This is a genomic window from Chryseobacterium sp. KMC2 (genome assembly GCF_016756935.1).
Lineage (GTDB): Bacteria > Bacteroidota > Bacteroidia > Flavobacteriales > Weeksellaceae > Chryseobacterium > Chryseobacterium rhizosphaerae.
The window spans coordinates 117328-135813 of record NZ_JAESIT010000002.1; the positions used below are offsets into that span (position 1 = coordinate 117328).

15 protein-coding genes are annotated in these 18486 nt (G+C 37.0%); 10 read left to right on the forward strand and 5 right to left on the reverse strand.

Annotation, left to right across the window (positions count from 1 at the left end):
- From JML65_RS03025 to JML65_RS03040, 4 genes are read right to left on the reverse strand one after another with little or no spacing between them, the layout of a single operon-like run.
- Positions 1 to 1410, reverse strand: a complete 1410-nt coding sequence (locus tag JML65_RS03025; RefSeq protein WP_202269860.1) for a carbohydrate porin — start codon at positions 1408 to 1410, stop codon at positions 1 to 3.
- A gap of 5 nt (positions 1411 to 1415) precedes the next feature.
- Positions 1416 to 2720 (reverse strand): sugar MFS transporter, encoded by a 1305-nt coding sequence (locus JML65_RS03030; RefSeq protein WP_237390770.1) that lies wholly within the window; start codon positions 2718 to 2720, stop codon positions 1416 to 1418.
- Complete coding sequence (locus JML65_RS03035) at positions 2671 to 3585, reverse strand: carbohydrate kinase family protein (RefSeq protein WP_047485984.1); 915 nt, start codon at positions 3583 to 3585, stop codon at positions 2671 to 2673. Before JML65_RS03035 ends, JML65_RS03030 begins: the two co-directional genes overlap by 50 nt.
- A gap of 55 nt (positions 3586 to 3640) precedes the next feature.
- The gene (locus JML65_RS03040) at positions 3641 to 4648 is read right to left on the reverse strand and encodes a LacI family DNA-binding transcriptional regulator (RefSeq protein ID WP_202269861.1); all 1008 of its coding nucleotides are present in this window, start codon (positions 4646 to 4648) and stop codon (positions 3641 to 3643) included.
- 622 nt (positions 4649 to 5270) lie between these two features.
- Between JML65_RS03040 and JML65_RS03045 the strand changes: the two genes are divergently transcribed.
- The 10 genes from JML65_RS03045 to JML65_RS03090 all read left to right on the forward strand — a co-directional run bounded on the left by JML65_RS03045 (position 5271) and on the right by JML65_RS03090 (position 17218).
- Complete coding sequence (locus tag JML65_RS03045) at positions 5271 to 5570, forward strand: hypothetical protein (RefSeq protein ID WP_202269862.1); 300 nt, start codon at positions 5271 to 5273, stop codon at positions 5568 to 5570.
- A 279-nt stretch (positions 5571 to 5849) separates the two neighbouring features.
- Positions 5850 to 7133: a cryptochrome/photolyase family protein gene (locus JML65_RS03050; RefSeq protein ID WP_202269863.1), complete on the forward strand. Its 1284-nt coding sequence runs from the start codon at positions 5850 to 5852 to the stop codon at positions 7131 to 7133.
- A gap of 36 nt (positions 7134 to 7169) precedes the next feature.
- Positions 7170 to 8198, forward strand: a complete 1029-nt coding sequence (hemH, locus tag JML65_RS03055) for a ferrochelatase (protein WP_202269864.1) — start codon at positions 7170 to 7172, stop codon at positions 8196 to 8198.
- Positions 8199 to 8261: 63 nt separating this feature from the next.
- Positions 8262 to 8942, forward strand: coding sequence for a MarR family winged helix-turn-helix transcriptional regulator (locus JML65_RS03060; RefSeq protein ID WP_084087641.1), 681 nt, complete (start codon positions 8262 to 8264; stop codon positions 8940 to 8942).
- Positions 8943 to 9245: 303 nt separating this feature from the next.
- Positions 9246 to 9725, forward strand: a complete 480-nt coding sequence (locus tag JML65_RS03065) for an RNA polymerase sigma factor (protein WP_202269865.1) — start codon at positions 9246 to 9248, stop codon at positions 9723 to 9725.
- 115 nt (positions 9726 to 9840) lie between these two features.
- Complete coding sequence (locus tag JML65_RS03070; RefSeq protein WP_202269866.1) at positions 9841 to 10665, forward strand: FecR family protein; 825 nt, start codon at positions 9841 to 9843, stop codon at positions 10663 to 10665.
- A gap of 82 nt (positions 10666 to 10747) precedes the next feature.
- On the forward strand, positions 10748 to 13963 hold the full coding sequence (locus JML65_RS03075) for a SusC/RagA family TonB-linked outer membrane protein (protein ID WP_202269867.1): 3216 nt from the start codon (positions 10748 to 10750) through the stop codon (positions 13961 to 13963).
- Between the two features lie 29 nt (positions 13964 to 13992).
- Positions 13993 to 15393 (forward strand): RagB/SusD family nutrient uptake outer membrane protein, encoded by a 1401-nt coding sequence (locus JML65_RS03080; RefSeq protein WP_237390771.1) that lies wholly within the window; start codon positions 13993 to 13995, stop codon positions 15391 to 15393.
- 18 nt (positions 15394 to 15411) lie between these two features.
- Complete coding sequence (locus JML65_RS03085; RefSeq protein ID WP_202269869.1) at positions 15412 to 16347, forward strand: glycerophosphodiester phosphodiesterase family protein; 936 nt, start codon at positions 15412 to 15414, stop codon at positions 16345 to 16347.
- Positions 16337 to 17218 (forward strand): glycerophosphodiester phosphodiesterase family protein, encoded by an 882-nt coding sequence (locus JML65_RS03090; RefSeq protein WP_202269870.1) that lies wholly within the window; start codon positions 16337 to 16339, stop codon positions 17216 to 17218. The genes JML65_RS03085 and JML65_RS03090 overlap by 11 nt, the downstream gene beginning before the upstream one ends.
- A 357-nt stretch (positions 17219 to 17575) precedes the next feature.
- Here JML65_RS03090 and JML65_RS03095 read toward each other — a convergent pair whose 3' ends face one another.
- Positions 17576 to 18400 carry a M12 family metallopeptidase gene (locus JML65_RS03095; RefSeq protein ID WP_202269871.1) on the reverse strand — a complete coding sequence of 275 codons (825 nt, stop codon included), beginning with the start codon at positions 18398 to 18400 and terminating at the stop codon, positions 17576 to 17578.
- Positions 18401 to 18486 lie beyond the last annotated feature (86 nt).

Below are 18486 nucleotides of genomic sequence, written 5' to 3' on the forward strand. Positions count from 1 at the left end.
TTAAAAAATCCACCATTCTGTTCGTATTCCGAAATAAGTCCCGAATCTTTTTGCTCCTGACTGCTGTAAAAATGGAGAATAAAGACTATTCATAGCCTGATCATTATATCTGGATACTTCTGCAATAAAACGGATATGGGGTCTTGCCCAGACACTTCTTTCTGCGGTAGGAACAATGGTAGGGGCCAGAACCAGCTTCATCATCGATACGGCATCCTGCGTTCCGTTTTTTCTGGAAGCATAATGGAATTCAGAAAGGATATGGAGCCAGTTGTTAATATAGTATGTAGCTCTTATTCCCGTATTAAATTCTGTTTTTTTATTGAAAATTTCACGGTTATAATAGTCTGGAGCCTTATCCTTACTGGTTGATCCCCCTTTACTTTTGGTGAAAACGGCGTAGGGATTAAGCGACCATCGATTTGAAATATTCCAAAGGAAATGCTCAACGATTGTAAGAGAATAAGCTCCTTTATATGTTTTGGTTAGATCATCAGGTGCTCCGTAGGTCCTCCAGGTCTGCGTATTTCCGTTGTCTCCGCCATTGGCAATTCCGGTTCCGTACCTCACGGAAAACTGATTGAATGAACCAGGAATTGCTGTAGTGAAATTGGTATTTAATTTAGCTCCGAAAACCCAGCCTCGATCAGATGGATATTGCTCTATGGAATTTTCTCCTGATTTTTCTACATGATGGAATTCTGCAAGTAGCTTCAGCTTATGCCCTGAATTTTTAAAAGGAAATGTCTGTTCCAGAACAAATACCTCTCTCTGTCTGTAGATCAGGTTTTTGGATCCACTGATAACATTGGTATAAGAATATGGAGTGGAATTACTGGCTGCGGTATCAATAGCTGCAGGAAAAAACATAGAAAACCGGGTGTTCTTGTGTCTTATTCCCCAGCCGGTTGCTGAGTGGTCATCAAAATAAAAATAATCTGCAATGTGGATGTCGTCATATCTCAGCCATCTTGATCCTGCCCATATATCCCAATCGGTTCCCATAATGTTCCTTGCCTCTACAAATGCTTCCGGTAGGGCTATAATCATCCCCTGATTAGATTTTGAATCTACATTTCCAAGAAAAGTTCCTCCGGAATAAAAGCTTAATCTCGCCTGCATGTCGATCTTTGTACTTTTTGTACTGTCACCGTTGACCACAGGACTAAAATGGAAAGAAGGTAAAAAGTCAACATAATCTCCCTGATCCATCCTTCCTCCTAAAGATCCCTGATTATTCAGATTTAATTGCCTTCCTGTTTTTCCATCTGCATTCGGAGCATATCCCGCTCCGATTCTTCCGGTTGTTCCAAACGAAAATTTCTTGTTGGTGATGATAATCTGGGCATTAATTTCCCTGCTGATGCATATAAGTACGATGCACCAGACCCATAAAATCTTTGTTTTCATAGGAATTACTTAAAGGTTTTAGGCTTATAGAATTTTAATGCAAACAATAAAATGATCACATAGCATACAATAGGAAGCAGATAAGCATGTGCGATATCTTTTTCTGCAATTCTACCCATGATCGGAGGGAAAACAGCTCCTCCAAACATCGCCATAACCAGAAATGATGAAGCTTGCTGGACCTTTGATCCCAATCTTTTAAGACCGAGACTGAAAATGGTAGGGTACATAACACTCAGGAACAGATTAAGTAAAATAAGACTTATAAATGAGGCCCAGCCGAAACTCTGGGAAACAATCAGACAAAGAATAATATTACATGCTGTAAAGACAGCCAGCAGTTTATTGGGAGCAATGAATTTCATCAGGAAGGTCCCTATAAATCTTCCAATCATCATCATGGCCATACTCAAAGAAAAATAATAGGATGCCTGTATTTCAGGAAGGTGCATTTTTTCCACCCCATAATTGATAAAATAAGCCCATGTTCCACCTTGTGCAGCAATATTAAAAAACTGGGCAATGACAGCAAATATAAAATGTCTCTGTTTATAGAGTGGTGCATTAGGATCTGAAACAGATACATCTTCACCATTTTCATTTTCTGAAATCAGGATATCTTCTGCATGAGGATCTTTGAGCTCCGGTACCCTGATGAAACTGAAAATAATAGTGATCACCAAAATCACGGTACCAATCCATGTATAAAGGTTTTTTACAGAATCCAGAGAACCTGATCCTGAATCTGGAGTCCCAAAAATAAAATACCCGCCCAAAAGAGGACCAATGATAGCTCCTAAACCATTAAAAGACTGAGCAAAATTTACTCTCTGATCACTTGTTCTTTCATCGCCCAAAGCAGCTACAAAAGGATGAGCTACGGTTTCAAGCGTTGCCATTCCCATGGCAAGCACAAAAAGAGCTAATCTGAAAAAATCAAATGAAGAAGTATCGGCTGCCGGAATAAACAAAAACGCCCCCAGGGCAAAAAGGGAAAGTCCTAATATGACACCGGATTTATAACCGAATCTTTTCATGAAAATACCTGCCGGGATGCCCATGAGTGCATACGCACCAAAAATAGAAAGCTGTACAAGTCCTGATTTTGATTTTGAGATGTGAAGAACATTCTGGAAATGCTTATTAAGCACATCACCCATGGTAAGCGCAATAGCCCAGAAGAAAAATAGTGAGGTAACAAAAGAAAGGACAATATAATATTTCTTATCTGTAAATTTTGGAGTAGTCATAGTATTTGTTTTAAGAAGTTTTACAGGAGTTATTTTCTCTGAATGTTCTAAATTCTTCATAGGTGTAATCCGGGCATGCTCCAGATTTTGAAGTGATAAAAGCACCTAATGATGTTGCTTGCTTCATAATCTCTTCTGGCGATGTTCCCTGGATCCTTTTAGACAGAAACCCTGCAAGAAACGAATCTCCACTTCCTACCGTGTCTGCAATCTCAATATGAACTGCCGGAAAATTATAAGACGTACTGCCTACAAAATATCTGGCACCCTTACTCCCTTTGGTAAGAATGATTTCATTGAGGTCAAAATAATTCTGAAGATGTCTGATACTTGTATCTTCATCAATATAATCTACACCGAGAAATTCCAGAATTGTTCTAAGTTCTGCTTTATTCATTTTGACAAGATCAGCTTTGTACAATAGGCTCTTAATAAAGTCAAAATCAATGAATGGAGGGCGGAAATTAACGTCAAATATCCTGAATTTTGAATGTTCTAAAAGTTCCAGTAGTGTTTTTTTGGAAGCTTCGTTTCTGGCGATTAAACTTCCAAAAACAAATGCCTTAGAATTCTGAATCAATTCTTTATGTTTTGGAAGAACCTCAATATAATCCCAGGCCACTTCCTTTACAATTTCATATTGAGCCTCTCCATGCTCATCGAAATTCGCAAGGACAGTTCCCGTAGGTCTTTCCTGATCTACCTGTATAAAATCTGTTGTTATTTCCCATTGATCAATTTGGCTGAGAAGCTGATGTCCTAATTGATCATTTCCGACCCTACTAAGCATTTTGGTATCAATTCCCATTTTGAAAAGATTGTAGGCTACATTAAATGGCGCACCACCAGCTCTGGAACCAGAGGGGAAGATATCCCACAGAACCTCTCCAAAGCATACGACGTAGTTAAATTTATTTGTATTCATATTAGGTTAAACGTTTAAGTTAGTGTATAAAAAAAATGATTGACTGTAAATTTGGTTATTTTAAGGATGCTTTATAGACCAGTTTTGCTGATAATGTAACCCTTTTTCCAGTTGTGGCATAATCGCTGATCTGCCCATCCAGCAGCTTAATGGCCTCTTCAGCCATTTCTTTGATAGGCTGTTGAATATAGGTGATCTCCGTTGGGAAAAGGTCGTAGGCATCAGTTTCATCAAATGCTACTACAGATACCTGTTCCGGAACTTTTATACTATTTTTAACAATATAGGAAAGACCGGCTACTGCAAGTTTATTACTGGAGAAATACAGTGCTGTATTTTCTGGTGCTTTTCCCAGCATTTTTCCCAGCTGTAAATGCACTTCTTCTGCTATATTTTCTAATCCTACCAAAAGATATTGTTCTTCAACCGGTTTTTCTGAAGATTTTACTGCCTTTTCAAAACCGTGCTGACGGTCTAGCAGGTGCGGAAGCTCAGTTTTGTAACCTATATAGATTATTTTATTGAAACTCTTACTGATCAGTAAGTTGGTTGTACTCTCTGCTATTTCCTGATTATCAATCGTAATCCCGGGAATGCTAACCCCTTTAAGATACCTGTCAATAGTTACAATGGGGTATTTAATATGGATAAGACTTTCAAGTGTTTTTTCTGAACCGGATACCGGAGCAACGATCATTCCGTCTACTTGTTGCTGTGAAAAAAGCTCTGTGAGTTTTTTAAATTTTTCTGCATTTTCATCAGAACTACCAATGATCAGAGTGTAACCGAGTTTTAAAGCCCTATCTTCCAGGCTCCTCGCCATATGTGAATAGAACTCATTGGAAATATCTGCAACGATAAGTCCCAGAAGCTTCGTTTTATTGGTTTTAAGGCTTTTTGCTATCTTATTGGGGGTATAGTTAATCGTTTCAGCAATTTCGAAAATTTTTTTCCGCGTCTCTTCACTGATACGCTGTCCTTCCTTTCTGTTGAGAACATAAGATACTGTGGCTACGGAAACTCCTGCCAATGTAGCAATATCTTTTATAGAAGGTCTTTTCATTTAATGGTTTAAAACGCAAAAGTATTTCATAAAATACTAAAAAAACAATAGTAGTATTTTTTTGGTGGTTTAAGAAAATAATGTAAATTCGCAGGATTTTTAATTTAAATATAATGTATTGTTATTCAATTAATTGCGTTAGATTAGTTGTTTTAATGTTAACGAATTGTTACATTATAGTATGATGGTTATTAAATTTGGTTAAACGTTTATCCAATAATTTTTTAAAATTATATATTTATAGGATTTTCATAGGATTAAATTTATAACCATATTAAATTTTTTAAGCATCATTACTATTACTGCTGCTTCTTACTTGTCTCCCTCAATTGGAGCTAAAACCACTACTCCAAAGGCTGCCCCTCGATATACCCGCAAAAAAGGAAGTCCAGCAAATTAATGGATTACTTTCCAGATTAATATTGGCTGAGTTAACAACAAAGGAACTTGACACAGGACGGAGCTATTTTCTACATAGCTACTTTTTCAGGAGGGGAGGATAGATCCATCACTGGATAAATTTACCTCTGATAAAAATGATTTTAATATTTTTTTAACACAAAAATTATTTTTTAGGCATGAAGATTGTTTATTTATATACCAATTACTAAAATATTATATTATGAATAATTCAGAGTACAACAAAGCGGAAAATGCAGTAGACCAAACAAAAAATTCTTTAAAAAATGCAGCTGATGATGCAAAATGGAAGATCAATGAGTTAGCAGACAAAGCCAAAGATTATATCAATGAAAAACGAGCTAATGATCAGGAAGCAACTCAGGAAGATTGGCTGGAAAGAGTAAAATCGAATTTTTCAGATGCATGGGAAGATATAAAAGATAAAGCCGATGACGCTTGGGAAAGGACCAAAGATGCTGCGGAAGATGTGAAAGCAGAATGGAGAAAGAAAACAAATTAAAGTTAGTTTAATAATGCCCGGGACTAGAAGTTCCGGGCATTTATTGTTTTAGGATGATATTTAGTTTATTTATATCTGAATTCGATAAGACCTATTGATTATACATTTCTATTCATAATTTTCTTCCCTCTATATTCATTCTTTTTTTTACTCATACTTATTCAGTCAATTTAATATTGTATAATTTAGTTTATTAATATTCTTTTTAGTTTATTTATTAGTATATTTGTGCTTCAATTACAGAAAACAAATATCTATATTTTTTAAACAGATAAAACCATGAATAAAGTGAATGTTTTTTGGTTCAGAAGAGATCTCAGACTGGAAGATAATATAGGGCTTTACCATGTGCTTAATTCAGGATTAAAGGTTATTCCGGTATTTATTTTTGATACTGATATACTGAATCAACTTGAGGATAGAAGGGACAAAAGGGTAGATTATATCCATCAGGCTTTACAGGGGATTCATAAAGATCTGAAAAAATATAACAGTGGACTTTATGTTTATTATGGTACTCCCATAGAGGTCTTTAAAAAAATAATCCAGGATTTCAATATTGACACTGTCTTTAGCAACAGGGATTATGAGCCGGAAGCTATACAAAGAGACCGGCAGATAGCTGATTTATTGTTAAAACATCATATCCAATTCCGGAATTTTAAAGATCAAGTCATTTTTGAGAAAAATAATATTCTGAAAAATGACCTTTCTCCATATACTGTTTTCACTCCCTACTCAAAGAAGTGGAAGGAGAATCTGAAAAATATAGAAATTGTTCCGGTTAACAGGGATGGTTTTGCAAATTATGAAGGACCTTCAGAAATCATTTCATTGAAAGATATTGGATTTGAGAAAACGGATCTTGATTATGCTGAACCCAAACTGTACAGGGATATAATAAACTTTTACGGTGAGTACCGGGATTTTCCTGCAATGGATCGTACTAGCCATCTTGGTATTGCACTTCGTTTTGGGACCATTTCGATCCGGGAATGTGTACAATATGCTGTTAAACATAATGAAGTCTGGCTTAACGAACTGATCTGGAGAGAATTTTTCATGCAGATCCTGTATCATTTCCCAAGTGTTGTCCATCACTGTTTTAAAAAGAAATATGAGAATATTGTTTGGAGGAATGATGAAAAAGAATTTAAGGCATGGTGTGAAGGTAAAACTGGATATCCGATTGTAGATGCCGGAATGAGGCAGCTCAATGAAACCGGATTCATGCATAACAGGGTAAGAATGATCACGGCAAGTTTCCTTACTAAACATCTGCTTATTGATTGGCGGTGGGGAGAGGCGTATTTTGCTGGAAAATTGCTGGACTATGACCTGGCTGCCAATAATGGAAACTGGCAGTGGGCCGCGGGCTGTGGTTGTGATGCAGCGCCTTATTTCAGGATATTCAATCCCTATGAACAAACAAAAAAGTTTGATAAAGATACTCAGTATATCAGAAAGTGGCTTCCGGAAGACTATAGGGAAGAACCCATCGTGGAACATACAAAAGCCAGAGAAAGAGCATTAAAGGCTTACAAAGAAGCATTGGCAGAATAATCGGTAATATAACTATTCACTAATAAATAAATAACATTGGCTAAAAAAGGAATTTTATTAATCAATCTTGGCTCTCCGAGATCTACTGCGGTAGAAGATGTAAAGGAATATCTGGATGAATTTTTAATGGATGAAAAGGTAATTGACTACCGCTGGATCTTTCGTGCACTTCTTGTTCAGGGAATTATCCTGAAAACAAGACCTGCAAAATCTGCCGAAGCCTATAAAACGGTGTGGACAGATGAAGGTTCACCATTGATCGTTATTACAGAAAAGATTAGGAAAAAGCTTCAAAAACGGATAGACATCCCTGTGGAAATAGGAATGAGATATGCTGAACCAAGTATTGAGACAGGTATCAGGAATCTTGTTGAAAAAGGAATCACGGAAATTGTACTGTTTCCCCTTTATCCACAATATGCAATGAGTACCACTGAAACTGTTATTGAAAAAGCAGAAGAGATCAGAAAGAAAAAATTTCCAGGTGTAAGAATCAACTACGTACAACCTTTTTATAACCGGGATTTATATACAGACTGTTTGGCGGAAAGCATCAGGGAGAAACTTCCGGAAGATTTTGATGCTTTATTATTTTCTTACCATGGTGTTCCCGAACGGCATATATATAAAACAGATCCCACAAAGACCTGTAATATGAATGATTGCTGTTATAAAGATACAAATCCCAGTCATTCATTTTGTTATCGTCACCAGTGTTTTAATACCACCGATCGGGTGATCAGAAAGCTTGAATTATCAAAAGATAAGGTTATTGTTTCTTTTCAGTCCAGATTAGGAAAAGACAAATGGATAGAGCCTTATACGGATCATACATTAGAAACTATTCCACAAAAAGGAATTAAAAATCTTGCCATTGTTTGTCCTGCATTTGTTTCAGACTGCCTGGAAACTCTGGAAGAAATTTCCGTTGAAGGAAAAGAGCAGTTTCTGGAAGCGGGTGGTGAAAAATTCACCTATATACCTTGTCTGAATGATGAGGACCGCTGGATTGAAGTCATCCGTGTATTATGTGAAGAGCAGCTTAATCAATTCTATTTAATATAGTTTTGATCATATATTGCAAAACTCTTTAAGGAATTAGGTATTTTTGTAAACTATTTAACGGATATGAATTATACACTTATTAAAGATTTTATAGACTTACTGCAGGAGTTTGAAACCGAAGTCCAGGCTTGTCCTGATTTGTATCCGGGAACTATTCAAGGTTTTAAAGCATGGATTTCTGATAAGGATAATAATAAGCAACAAGACCATTCCGAAGAACCTTATTGGGAAGGGAAGGAAAATGGAAGAACGCCGGAAAGTGCCATAAGTACATTGCTTGTTCATCTTAACCGATATGCGAAAACCTACTCAAAATCTGCAATCTCGGATTCGGAATTCTCTACCCAGGAAGACTTTATTTATCTGATTAATCTAAAGGCTTTTGGTGAGATGAGTAAGATGGCGCTTATTAAGAAAAATATTCATGATAAGCCTGTGGGTATGCTAATTATTGCCAGGCTGTTACGTCAGGGGCTTATTGAACAGACAGATTCTGATTTGGATAAACGCAGTAAGTTAATCCGTATTACTGAAAGAGGATTGTTGATCCTGGAAAATCAAATGGAAAAGATTCGTCAGGCCACCCATATCGTAGCTGGAAATCTCAATTATCATGAAAAGATGGAGCTTATACGTATTTTAAATAAACTGGATCGCTTTCATTATCCTATTTTTTCACGAAATATCAATTCTGATCAGCTGATCAATACAGTGTATGATGAATATACATTTAAGGATTCTTAGTATGTACATCAAAAATCAACAGATGATCAAACATCCTATTTTTTACGAAAATCCTTCAATTCATTTCGTTTAGTGGTATTGGCTGAAGGTTTGGTCAAATCTTCGACAAGGTGTTCGAAAAATATACCTTCTGCGGTCATAATATTAAAATCAAAAGCATAAGCAAATTAAAGAAGCAAAAGTGAAAAATGTGGAGTACTGAACGTGCAGGTATTTCATAAAGCTTTTGAAAATTAATATAGTATTAATCCAGGATGAATTTATTATGGATACTTTTGGGGTGCTATTTTTATAGGACGCACAATGGCGCAATTCAAAAAAATATATTCTGAATATAAACATAAAGTTTATTTCTTCGTAAGAAAATACGTCCAGAGAGATGAGGATGTAGAAGATATTATGCAGGATATATTTGTGCATGTCTGGAAACATACGCACAAAACGACAGATTCTTCAGCAATAGAAGCTATTATTTTCAAAACAAGTAAACAGGAAGTTGCCAATTTTTACCGTAAAAATAAAATGATATTGATTTCTTCCGATCAAAATGAGATTCCGGAAACTGAAGATGAGATTTTGGAGGAAGCCTTTATGGAAGAACAGATATCCAAAATTGAAATTCTGCTGGATAAACTGCCTGAGAAAACCAAAGAACTGTTTATTCAGCACAAAATTGAAAAACTCAGCTATTCCCATTTAGCCAAAGAAAATAAAATTTCCAAAGTCGCCATTGGAAAACACATCAATAAAGCGATCAGCTTTTTAAAAATTAATCTTCACTAATCTTTTTCGCCTTCTAATATGAACTATTTGTTAAATCTTAAAAAATAGGGTTTACGATTTTCTATTCCTGCGTATTTATTGGTAAATACCCTTTACAAACGAGAATAGATATCCCATGAGTGTAGAAGAAGAATTTGAAAAAACCTGGAAATCAGCTTCCGAAACGCAGGATACAATGGATGATCTTACAGACCGTAAGATCTGGACAGGAATTGAAGCGAAGATTAAAAAGAAAAACTCTGTTAAAAAATTCTATTGGGCCGCTGCTGTGCTGGTTCCTTTTTTTGCTTTTTTTATCGTTTTTAAAACAGCCAGCCAGACTTCAGCAAATGGAGCGGAGAGGAAGTATGTCTATGAAACATCAGCAAGTAGAAAATCATTTGAACTGCCCGATGGAAGTAAAGTAGAACTGAACCCTTACAGCAGACTTGTTTTAGATAAAGATTTTGGTAAAAAAGACCGGAAAATGGTTTTTATGGGACGGGGAAGGTTCAATGTAGCTAAGGATAAGAAGAGACCTTTCAGAATTAATGCCGGTGAGTTTGATGTTCAGGTTTTGGGAACTCAGTTCTTTTTGGATCAGAAATCAGCACAAAAAAAGGTGGAATTATTTGAGGGAAAAGTAAAAATAGCGCACGGAAGCACTATCACTTATCTGTTGCCTGAAGAAATCTGGATCAATGATGCACAGAAAAAGGATTATCACTATTACCATCCTGAAAAACAAAAGCACTTTACTTTTGACCATTCAGCCTATTCTGAGGCGGTGGATCAGCTGGAGAATACCTATAATATCAGTATATCATATCCTTCTCAGTTTAGAAATAAAAAAGTAAGCGGAGCATTCACAGGAAACTTAAATGAAGTACTTTCTGTCATCAGCTTCCCGTTCAATCTTAAACCTGAAAAAATCAATGACAAAGAGATTATATTAAAATAGAAAAGCACCGATATTGGCGTATCGATGCTGATTATTCAATTTAAAAACCGGTAAAAGTTTAAAAATTAACATTTGCGAATTTATGAAAAAAACAGCAATTAGTATTGCCGTGCTGGGATTTTTGTGCACATCACAATTATCTTATGCCCACGGAATACCTCCTTTCTTACATTCTTCCTGTGCTGCTGCAGAACTGCCCATTACGAAAGTCTTGGAAAAGCTCAGCAAAACAACAAAAACACAGGTATTCTATTCCGTTTCCGATCTGGAGGATATTTTGGTAGATGACCGGAAGATCGATTACACTTCCTTACAGACAACACTGGATTATTTACAGAAAAACTATCCGGTAGAGTTCAGCATTCAGAACAGGGTCGTTACGGTCAGAAGAACTTCTGCTAAACCTGTGACACAAAACAAAACGGATAAAATCCGTATTTCAAAAAATGATACGATTCCTGACCAGGAAAAAAAGATTGAAGAGGTCGTATTGATTGGATATGGAAAGCAAAATAAAAAGGATATTTCCGGATCTATTGCTTCTATAGGAGAAAAGGACCTGAAAGGAGTGGCTTCCGGCAACTTTGGCGATATGATTGCGGGAAAAGCGACAGGAATTCAGATCACCCAGTCCAATGCCAATCCCGGAGCATCACCGAATATCAGAATTCGGGGAATCGGGACTCTGACGGCGGGTGCTAATCCCTTAATCGTTGTGGATGGATTTCCATTAACAGAAGGTACGAATCTGAATTCTATTGATCCCAACTCCATTGCCACTATTGATATTCTGAAGGACGCTGCATCTACGGCCATTTATGGTTCCAGGGGTGCAAATGGTGTGGTTCTCATTCAAACGAAAGAAGGAAAAAAAGGAAAGCTGGAATATACACTGGACTCTTACTACGGAATTCAAACCAGAAGTGATAACGAAAAGTTTGTTAATGCCTATGACATGGCAACTTTTATGAAAGAAGCCAGAGATAACAACTATCTTTCGAAAGGGGCCAACAGAAGTGCTGCTGATGACAATGCCACAAGGGTTTCCAAAGGAGCTACTTTAAGAGAGCTGATCCCCGGTTATCTTACCCCATATTTAAACAAAGAAAAAGGTCTTACAGACACCGATTGGTACTCAACGGTTCTGAAGCCTGCACCGATGAGTAATATCTCATTAAATGTGCTGGGCGGAAATGATAAAACGAAATACTCCTTTACCGGAAGTTACCTGAATCAAAAAGGAATACTGATCGGAACAGACTACGAAAAATATTCCGGGAATATCAATCTCGTGACCCAAATGTCGGATCAGCTGAAATTCGGTGTTTCCATGACCCCATCTTTTGCTCAGGGAAGTCTTTTTGATATGGTGAATGGAGGACGTACCTACAACCTTCTTCAGATGGCAACAACGATGTATCCTTTCTTTGCTCCCCGGGATGCCAACGGAAACCTCCTTATTTCACAACAGATAAAAGCCAATACACCTACTGACGGTGCTTTGGTGGAAAACCCTGTAGCTATAGCAGAAATGACGAAAAGAAGATATTCATTATTCAAAACATTCGGGAATATATTCGGAGAATGGAATTTTCTGAAAGACTTTAAATATAAAGTTTCCGCAGGTGGAGATTATACCAGCTATGAATACAATTTCTTTGATCCTTCAACGGTTGGAAGCTACAGAACGGCGGCTCCGGATGTAACCACAGCAAGCAGGACAGAATATATTACGAAAAATTATCTGATCGAAAACCTGCTGACCTATGATAAGAAGGTAGGTGACCATTCGTTCAATGTGATTGCAGGGCAGTCTTATCAGCAGGAGGAATCTAATAAGGTGACTACTCTGGCTGCTGGATTTCCTGATAACAGCATCACTAATATTGGGGGTGGAACTTCTTTTAAAGTAGATGCAGATCAGTATAAATGGACTCTTATTTCTTATTTTTCAAGGTTCAACTATTCCTATCAGGGAAAATACAGCTTTATGGCATCTTACAGAAGAGATGGTTCTTCGCGTTTCGGAGTTAATACAAAATGGGGAGATTTCTATGCTGTCTCATTGGGTTGGACGGTAAGTAAAGAAAATTTCTTTCCTAAAAACAATATTCTGGATCCTCTGAAATTCAGATTCAGCGTCGGAAGCAATGGAAACAATCAGATCCCAAATTTTGGAGCCCTTTCACTCATGGCTCAGGAAAACTATGTATTCGGTGGAATTCTGGCACCGGGTTACCGTTCTTCCACAGCCCCCAATCCTAATATTTCATGGGAAAAATCTGAATCTAAAAATGTTGGAATTGATTTCGGACTTTTTAATAAATATCTCAATGTGTCGGCAGATTATTATGTGCTGAACAGGGATGGATTATTGTTGGATGTGCCGGTTCCGCAGCAGTCAGGATACAGCACATCGTTACAGAATATTGGAAAGCTGAGAAATAATGGACTGGAAATACAGGTGTCCTTAAAACCTCTTCATATAGGCGAAAGCTTTGAGTATTCAAATAATCTGAGCTTTTCAATGAATAAAAATAAAGTATTGGCCCTGGCTGGTGGACAAACTCAGATTGTAGCAGGAGCCAATAATTTTGCCATTACCAAAGTAGGTGAGTCCATTGCTGAAATGTACGGCTATAATATTTTGGGAGTGTATAAATCCCAGACTGAAATTGATAACTCGCCTCATATTTCCGGAACTATGGTAGGAGATTACATCATGGAAGATCTGAATAAAGATGGGAAGATTGATACGAACGACAAAAAAAGCTTTGGTTCCGGAATTCCCAAATATGTCTTAGGATTAACCAATTCTTTCAGGTATGAAAATTTTGAACTGAATTTTACTTTATACAGTGAATTAGGCCGGAAAATATATAACGGAGATATGGTGAGTATTTCAGAATCCGGAGAAGGATTTGGAGTTCCGTCACAGTATTATTTTGATAACAGATATAATCCTGTAACCAATCCCAATGGAATCTACGCTATGCCGAATATGAACTTTTCCAATAACAGAAAGGAAGCGAGAACATCCAATATTTTCTTTAAAAACGGAGATTATGTGCGGCTGCGCTCAGTAAAGCTGGCTTATAATCTTCCGGACCAGCTGGTATCCAAGTTGAAAGTGAAGTCTATACAGCTGTATTTTGTAGGTAATAACCTTTTAACATTTACATCCTACCGGGGGCAGAATCTGGATGCCAATTCGGACAGCATCCTTACCCAGGGCTATGACAGCGGATATTATCCGATTGCAAAAGTCTATTCTTTTGGGATGAATATGAAATTTTAATCCCTATTTCAATGAATAAATTTAAAAAAATGAAAAGAATATATATACCGTTATTAGGATTGTTTTTATTGCAGTCCTGCTCTTCAGATCTGTTGAATACATCTCCGGAAAGCACAAAAGTAACTGCTAATTTTTATAAAGATGAAGCGCAGCTTGAACAGGGAGTGAATGCAGTATATGCATCGCTGCAATACAACGGTCAGTATCAACTGGCTATGCCGGCTATTGGGGAAATACCATCCGATAATACGTTTGATGAGGTTCCTGCCAATGATAGCTTTACATACGGAGAGTTTGATTTTTTCACCATTCAGCCTAATAATTCCCTGCTCGGAAGTACCTGGAAAGATCATTATGTTGGAATACAGCAAGCTAATATTGTCTTAAACAGGATAGGAGGGATAGCTATGGATCAGACCCTGAAAAATACCAGAACCGGAGAAATGAAATTTCTTAGAGCCTTAATGTATTTCAATTTGGTAAGAATTTTCGGCGATGTTCCTCTGGTTACCAAAGAAACGACAGATGTAAATGAATATTTTGGGCAGGGAAGAACTCCGGTAGAAACCGTCTATGATTTTATTGAAACAGAACTTAAAGCATCCATTGATCTGTTACCCGCCACTGCTTCTCAAAAGGGAAGGGTAACCCAAGGAGCGGCACTTGGGATATTGGGGAAAGTGCTGATGACGAGAAACAGATATTCGGAAGCTCTGCCTTATTTACAAAAGATAGAGCCATTGGGATACAGTCTGCTTATGGATGTGACCAAAATATTTGATCCCTCCAATAAAAACAATGCTGAAATCATTTTTGATGTTCAGTTTACTTCAGGTTTAAACGGAAATACGGAGGGAAGCCAGGCGTATCAGATGTTCAGTCCTTCAGGGTTTATATCGGGAGCAAAGGGACATAATCTGCCAACAAAAGAAGTGTATGCTGTTTTTTCGTCGGGAGACTTGAGGAGGAATGCTTTTGTAGGACTGACTCCGAGTGGAGTGCCATACAGCAAAAAATTAGTTAAAACATCCGATGCTATCGTTGATGGCGGAAGTAATACGGTTGTACTTCGTCTGGCAGATGTCTTTCTTTTAATGGCGGAATGTTATGCAAAAACAAATAATTTCACCAGTTCCAATCTCTATTTAAATAAGATTAAAACCAGAGCGGGATTAACCCCTGTAAACTTGTCCGGGGAACAACAGTTGCTGGATGAGATTGCGCTGGAAAGAAGAAAGGAGCTGGTAGGAGAAGGTCATCGGTGGTTTGATCTTGTTCGGACCGGAAAAGCTATTTCTATAATGACCGCTCATTTTCAGAATACTCCCGGATATAATACGGCGGTAATTAAAAGCTATAATCTTCTGATGCCCGTTCCTCAGAGTCAGATTAATACAGATCCGGCCATTAAACAAAATCCGGGATATTAATTTCAAATACAATAAAAAATGAATCATTATACATTACAAAATATAAAAAAAATAAGCTTTTTGCTGGGGTTGTTGATCGCCCAAATGGCTCTTTCACAGACCAATTATTTCAAACAGAGAATTCCGGAAAATAAAATCCTGGTCGTTGCCCATAGAGGAGACTGGAGGAATTATCCTGAAAATTCAGTAAAAGCCATAGAAGGAGCTATGAAATTGGGTGTTGATATTGTAGAAATAGATCTGCAGAAAACAAAAGACGGCCAACTGATTGTAATGCACGATAAAAAATTAGATCGTACAACGACTGGGAAAGGAGAAGTTTCAGAAGCTTCGCTTGCTGAGATAAAGCCTTTATTTCTTAAAAACGGCGCAGGGATGCCTACAAGAGAAAAAGTGCCTACGCTCGAAGAAGTATTGAATTTCGTTAAAGGTAAAAGAATCATGCTGAATCTGGATAAAGGCTGGGACTTTATCGAACAGGTAAGGCTACTTACTGAAAAAACGGGAACCACAGAACAGATTATTCTGAAGGGAAATAAAAAAGCCTCGGAATTAAAAAAAGAAGTTGGACAAAAACTGGATCATATCATCTATATGCCTATGGTTTGGCCGGAAGATTACAGTATTTATAAAAGAGATGAGGTGATTAATCCTACAGAATATATCCGGGATTTTTCTAAAATGTTAAGTCCTGTAGCGTATGAAGTGATTATTAAAGATGATAGCCCGAAAGCTGATGAATTATTAAAACTGATCCGCGATGCTCATGCGATGATCTGGATCAATGCCTTATGGCCGGAATTATGTGCGGGGCATGATGATGATAAAGCGATGGATAATCCTGATGAAAACTGGGGCTGGATAATCAGAAAAGGGGCTAATATTATTCAAACCGACAGACCAGAGGAGCTGATCCGGTATTTGAAATCAAAAAACTTGAAGTATGAAAACTAAGAAATTCATTTATGCACTGTTATTCGTCTCAGGAATGGTTCTGGGGCAAAATCATATTTCTCTTTCAAAATTTCCTCATGATAAAATAATGGTGATTGCCCACCGGGCAGATTGGAGAGAGGCTCCGGAAAACTCTGTCATGGCTGTGAAAAGGGCGATTGAAAAAGGCGTTAATATGGTGGAAATAGATTTGGCTCTTACCAAAGATAGTGTACTCGTTTTGATGCATGATAATACCATAGACAGGACGACTACAGGAAAAGGAAAGCCTTCCGATTATACGTTGGAAGAAATTAAAAAATTTTATCTGAAAGATGGACTGGGCGTTCCTACACAAATGAGGATTCCTACTCTTGACGAAATATTGGATACAACACAAGGGGAAATATTCATCAATCTCGATAAGGCGTTTGATTATTTTGATCTTGTTTATCCTGTTTTAAAGAAAAGAAATCTTTTTGATGAAGTTCTTTTTAAAGGTACTGCAACTTACGAAGAATTCAATAGAAAATATAGAGCTATTAAAAATGACATCCATTATATGCCTATTGTTCGGTTGGCCAATCATGAAGGCTGGGCCAAAATAAATGACTACATGAACCATTACAAAGTCTATGGTTTTGAATTGACTTTAGGTTCAGATGAAAGTCACATGATCAATTTTAAAGAGATTCAGAAAAGCGGAGCCAGGGTTTGGGTGAATTCTCTATGGCCACAACAAAGTGCAGGACATCACGATGATCTAGTGCTTGAAAACCCGGATGCTTACGAATGGTTTGTAAAAAATAATATCAACAGTATTCAAACCGACCGCCCCAAAGAACTGATTGATTTTCTGAAAAGGAAAAAGCTGTATTCTCCGGTAAAATAAACCGTGATCTCTGAAAGAGCAAAGCTATTGTGTTGGATTTAAAAACTATTTATGGATCATGAAATTCAGTAGGTTTGTTTAAATCTCCTATCAAAATGTTCGGAAATTACACTTTGCAGTCACAAATCGCCCTACTCATAGGGCGATTTTTATTTTAGTGAAACTTATTTTAATGCTATTGAATTAATCTTTGTGTTGAGAAAAAAGTTGAATACATAAAAAATAATAACAGTAAAGTTTATAGTCTGTATCCTATATATAATAAAGAAAAGCACTATTAGGTAATAGTGCTTTTCTTGTTATTTTGAATGATGTATAAGATAAATATACCTTGTATAATCAGAGGTGTACAAATCTTTAGCTTTTTGGATATACTGTTGCAATAAATTGCTTATCTGTAGCTGATAAAACTGTGTTATTACCAACACTAAATCCGTTTGTAGTCAAATTTGAACTGATGCTATAGTGCATAATTGACAATTTATCATAAGCACTATATTGTGTCTGAGTGGTTGAATATTTTGCAAACAGATTATTATCTACCTGAGCTTGAGTCCAATAATTGGGAGCACCTGCATAATAGGCATATACCTTAGGTTTATCCCACGGGATAGCAGCCAAAGGATGTTGGTGTTCATGAATCATGCCAAGTGCATGTCCAAATTCATGAATGGTTGTTCTGCTGAACTCCGTATCAGTTGTTGAATCATTAAACCAACCAAAGTTCATCGTTTCCTGATTAGAGGCTATACTAAGTGCGTCTTTTCCTATATATGAATAAGATCCTGCACCAGAGATAAAGGAAACACGAATCTGTGCGGTACCGCTGGTAACAAACTGAAAGGTGATGTTGGCATATTGGGACCATTGTTGTGCATATTGCATTACTTTGTTGCGAACTTTAGTAGTACCTCCGGTAAGCTTTACGGTGATCACACTTCCATTTGGCCATTTTTTACTGGAAACAACCGCTCCCTTTGAGGCGGTTCCTGGAATATAACCTTCTCCGGGAAGATAAACATCTTTACACATTTGTGTATTTGCAAAATCTGCCGACGTACCTGCGTTTAATGCAGTTTGTGCTTCCGGGCTTTTTTCCTCTATATTGTCGTTGGTAGTATTACATGATACCATTGCCATCGAAATAAATGATCCAAGCAAAATTTTCTTGTGTAATTTCATAATTTTCAGTGTTTTGAGTTAATTGTTATTTTTTAGATTGCTAAAAAGATAAAATATATTTGTTTGTGATATGGTTTTTGTTAAAT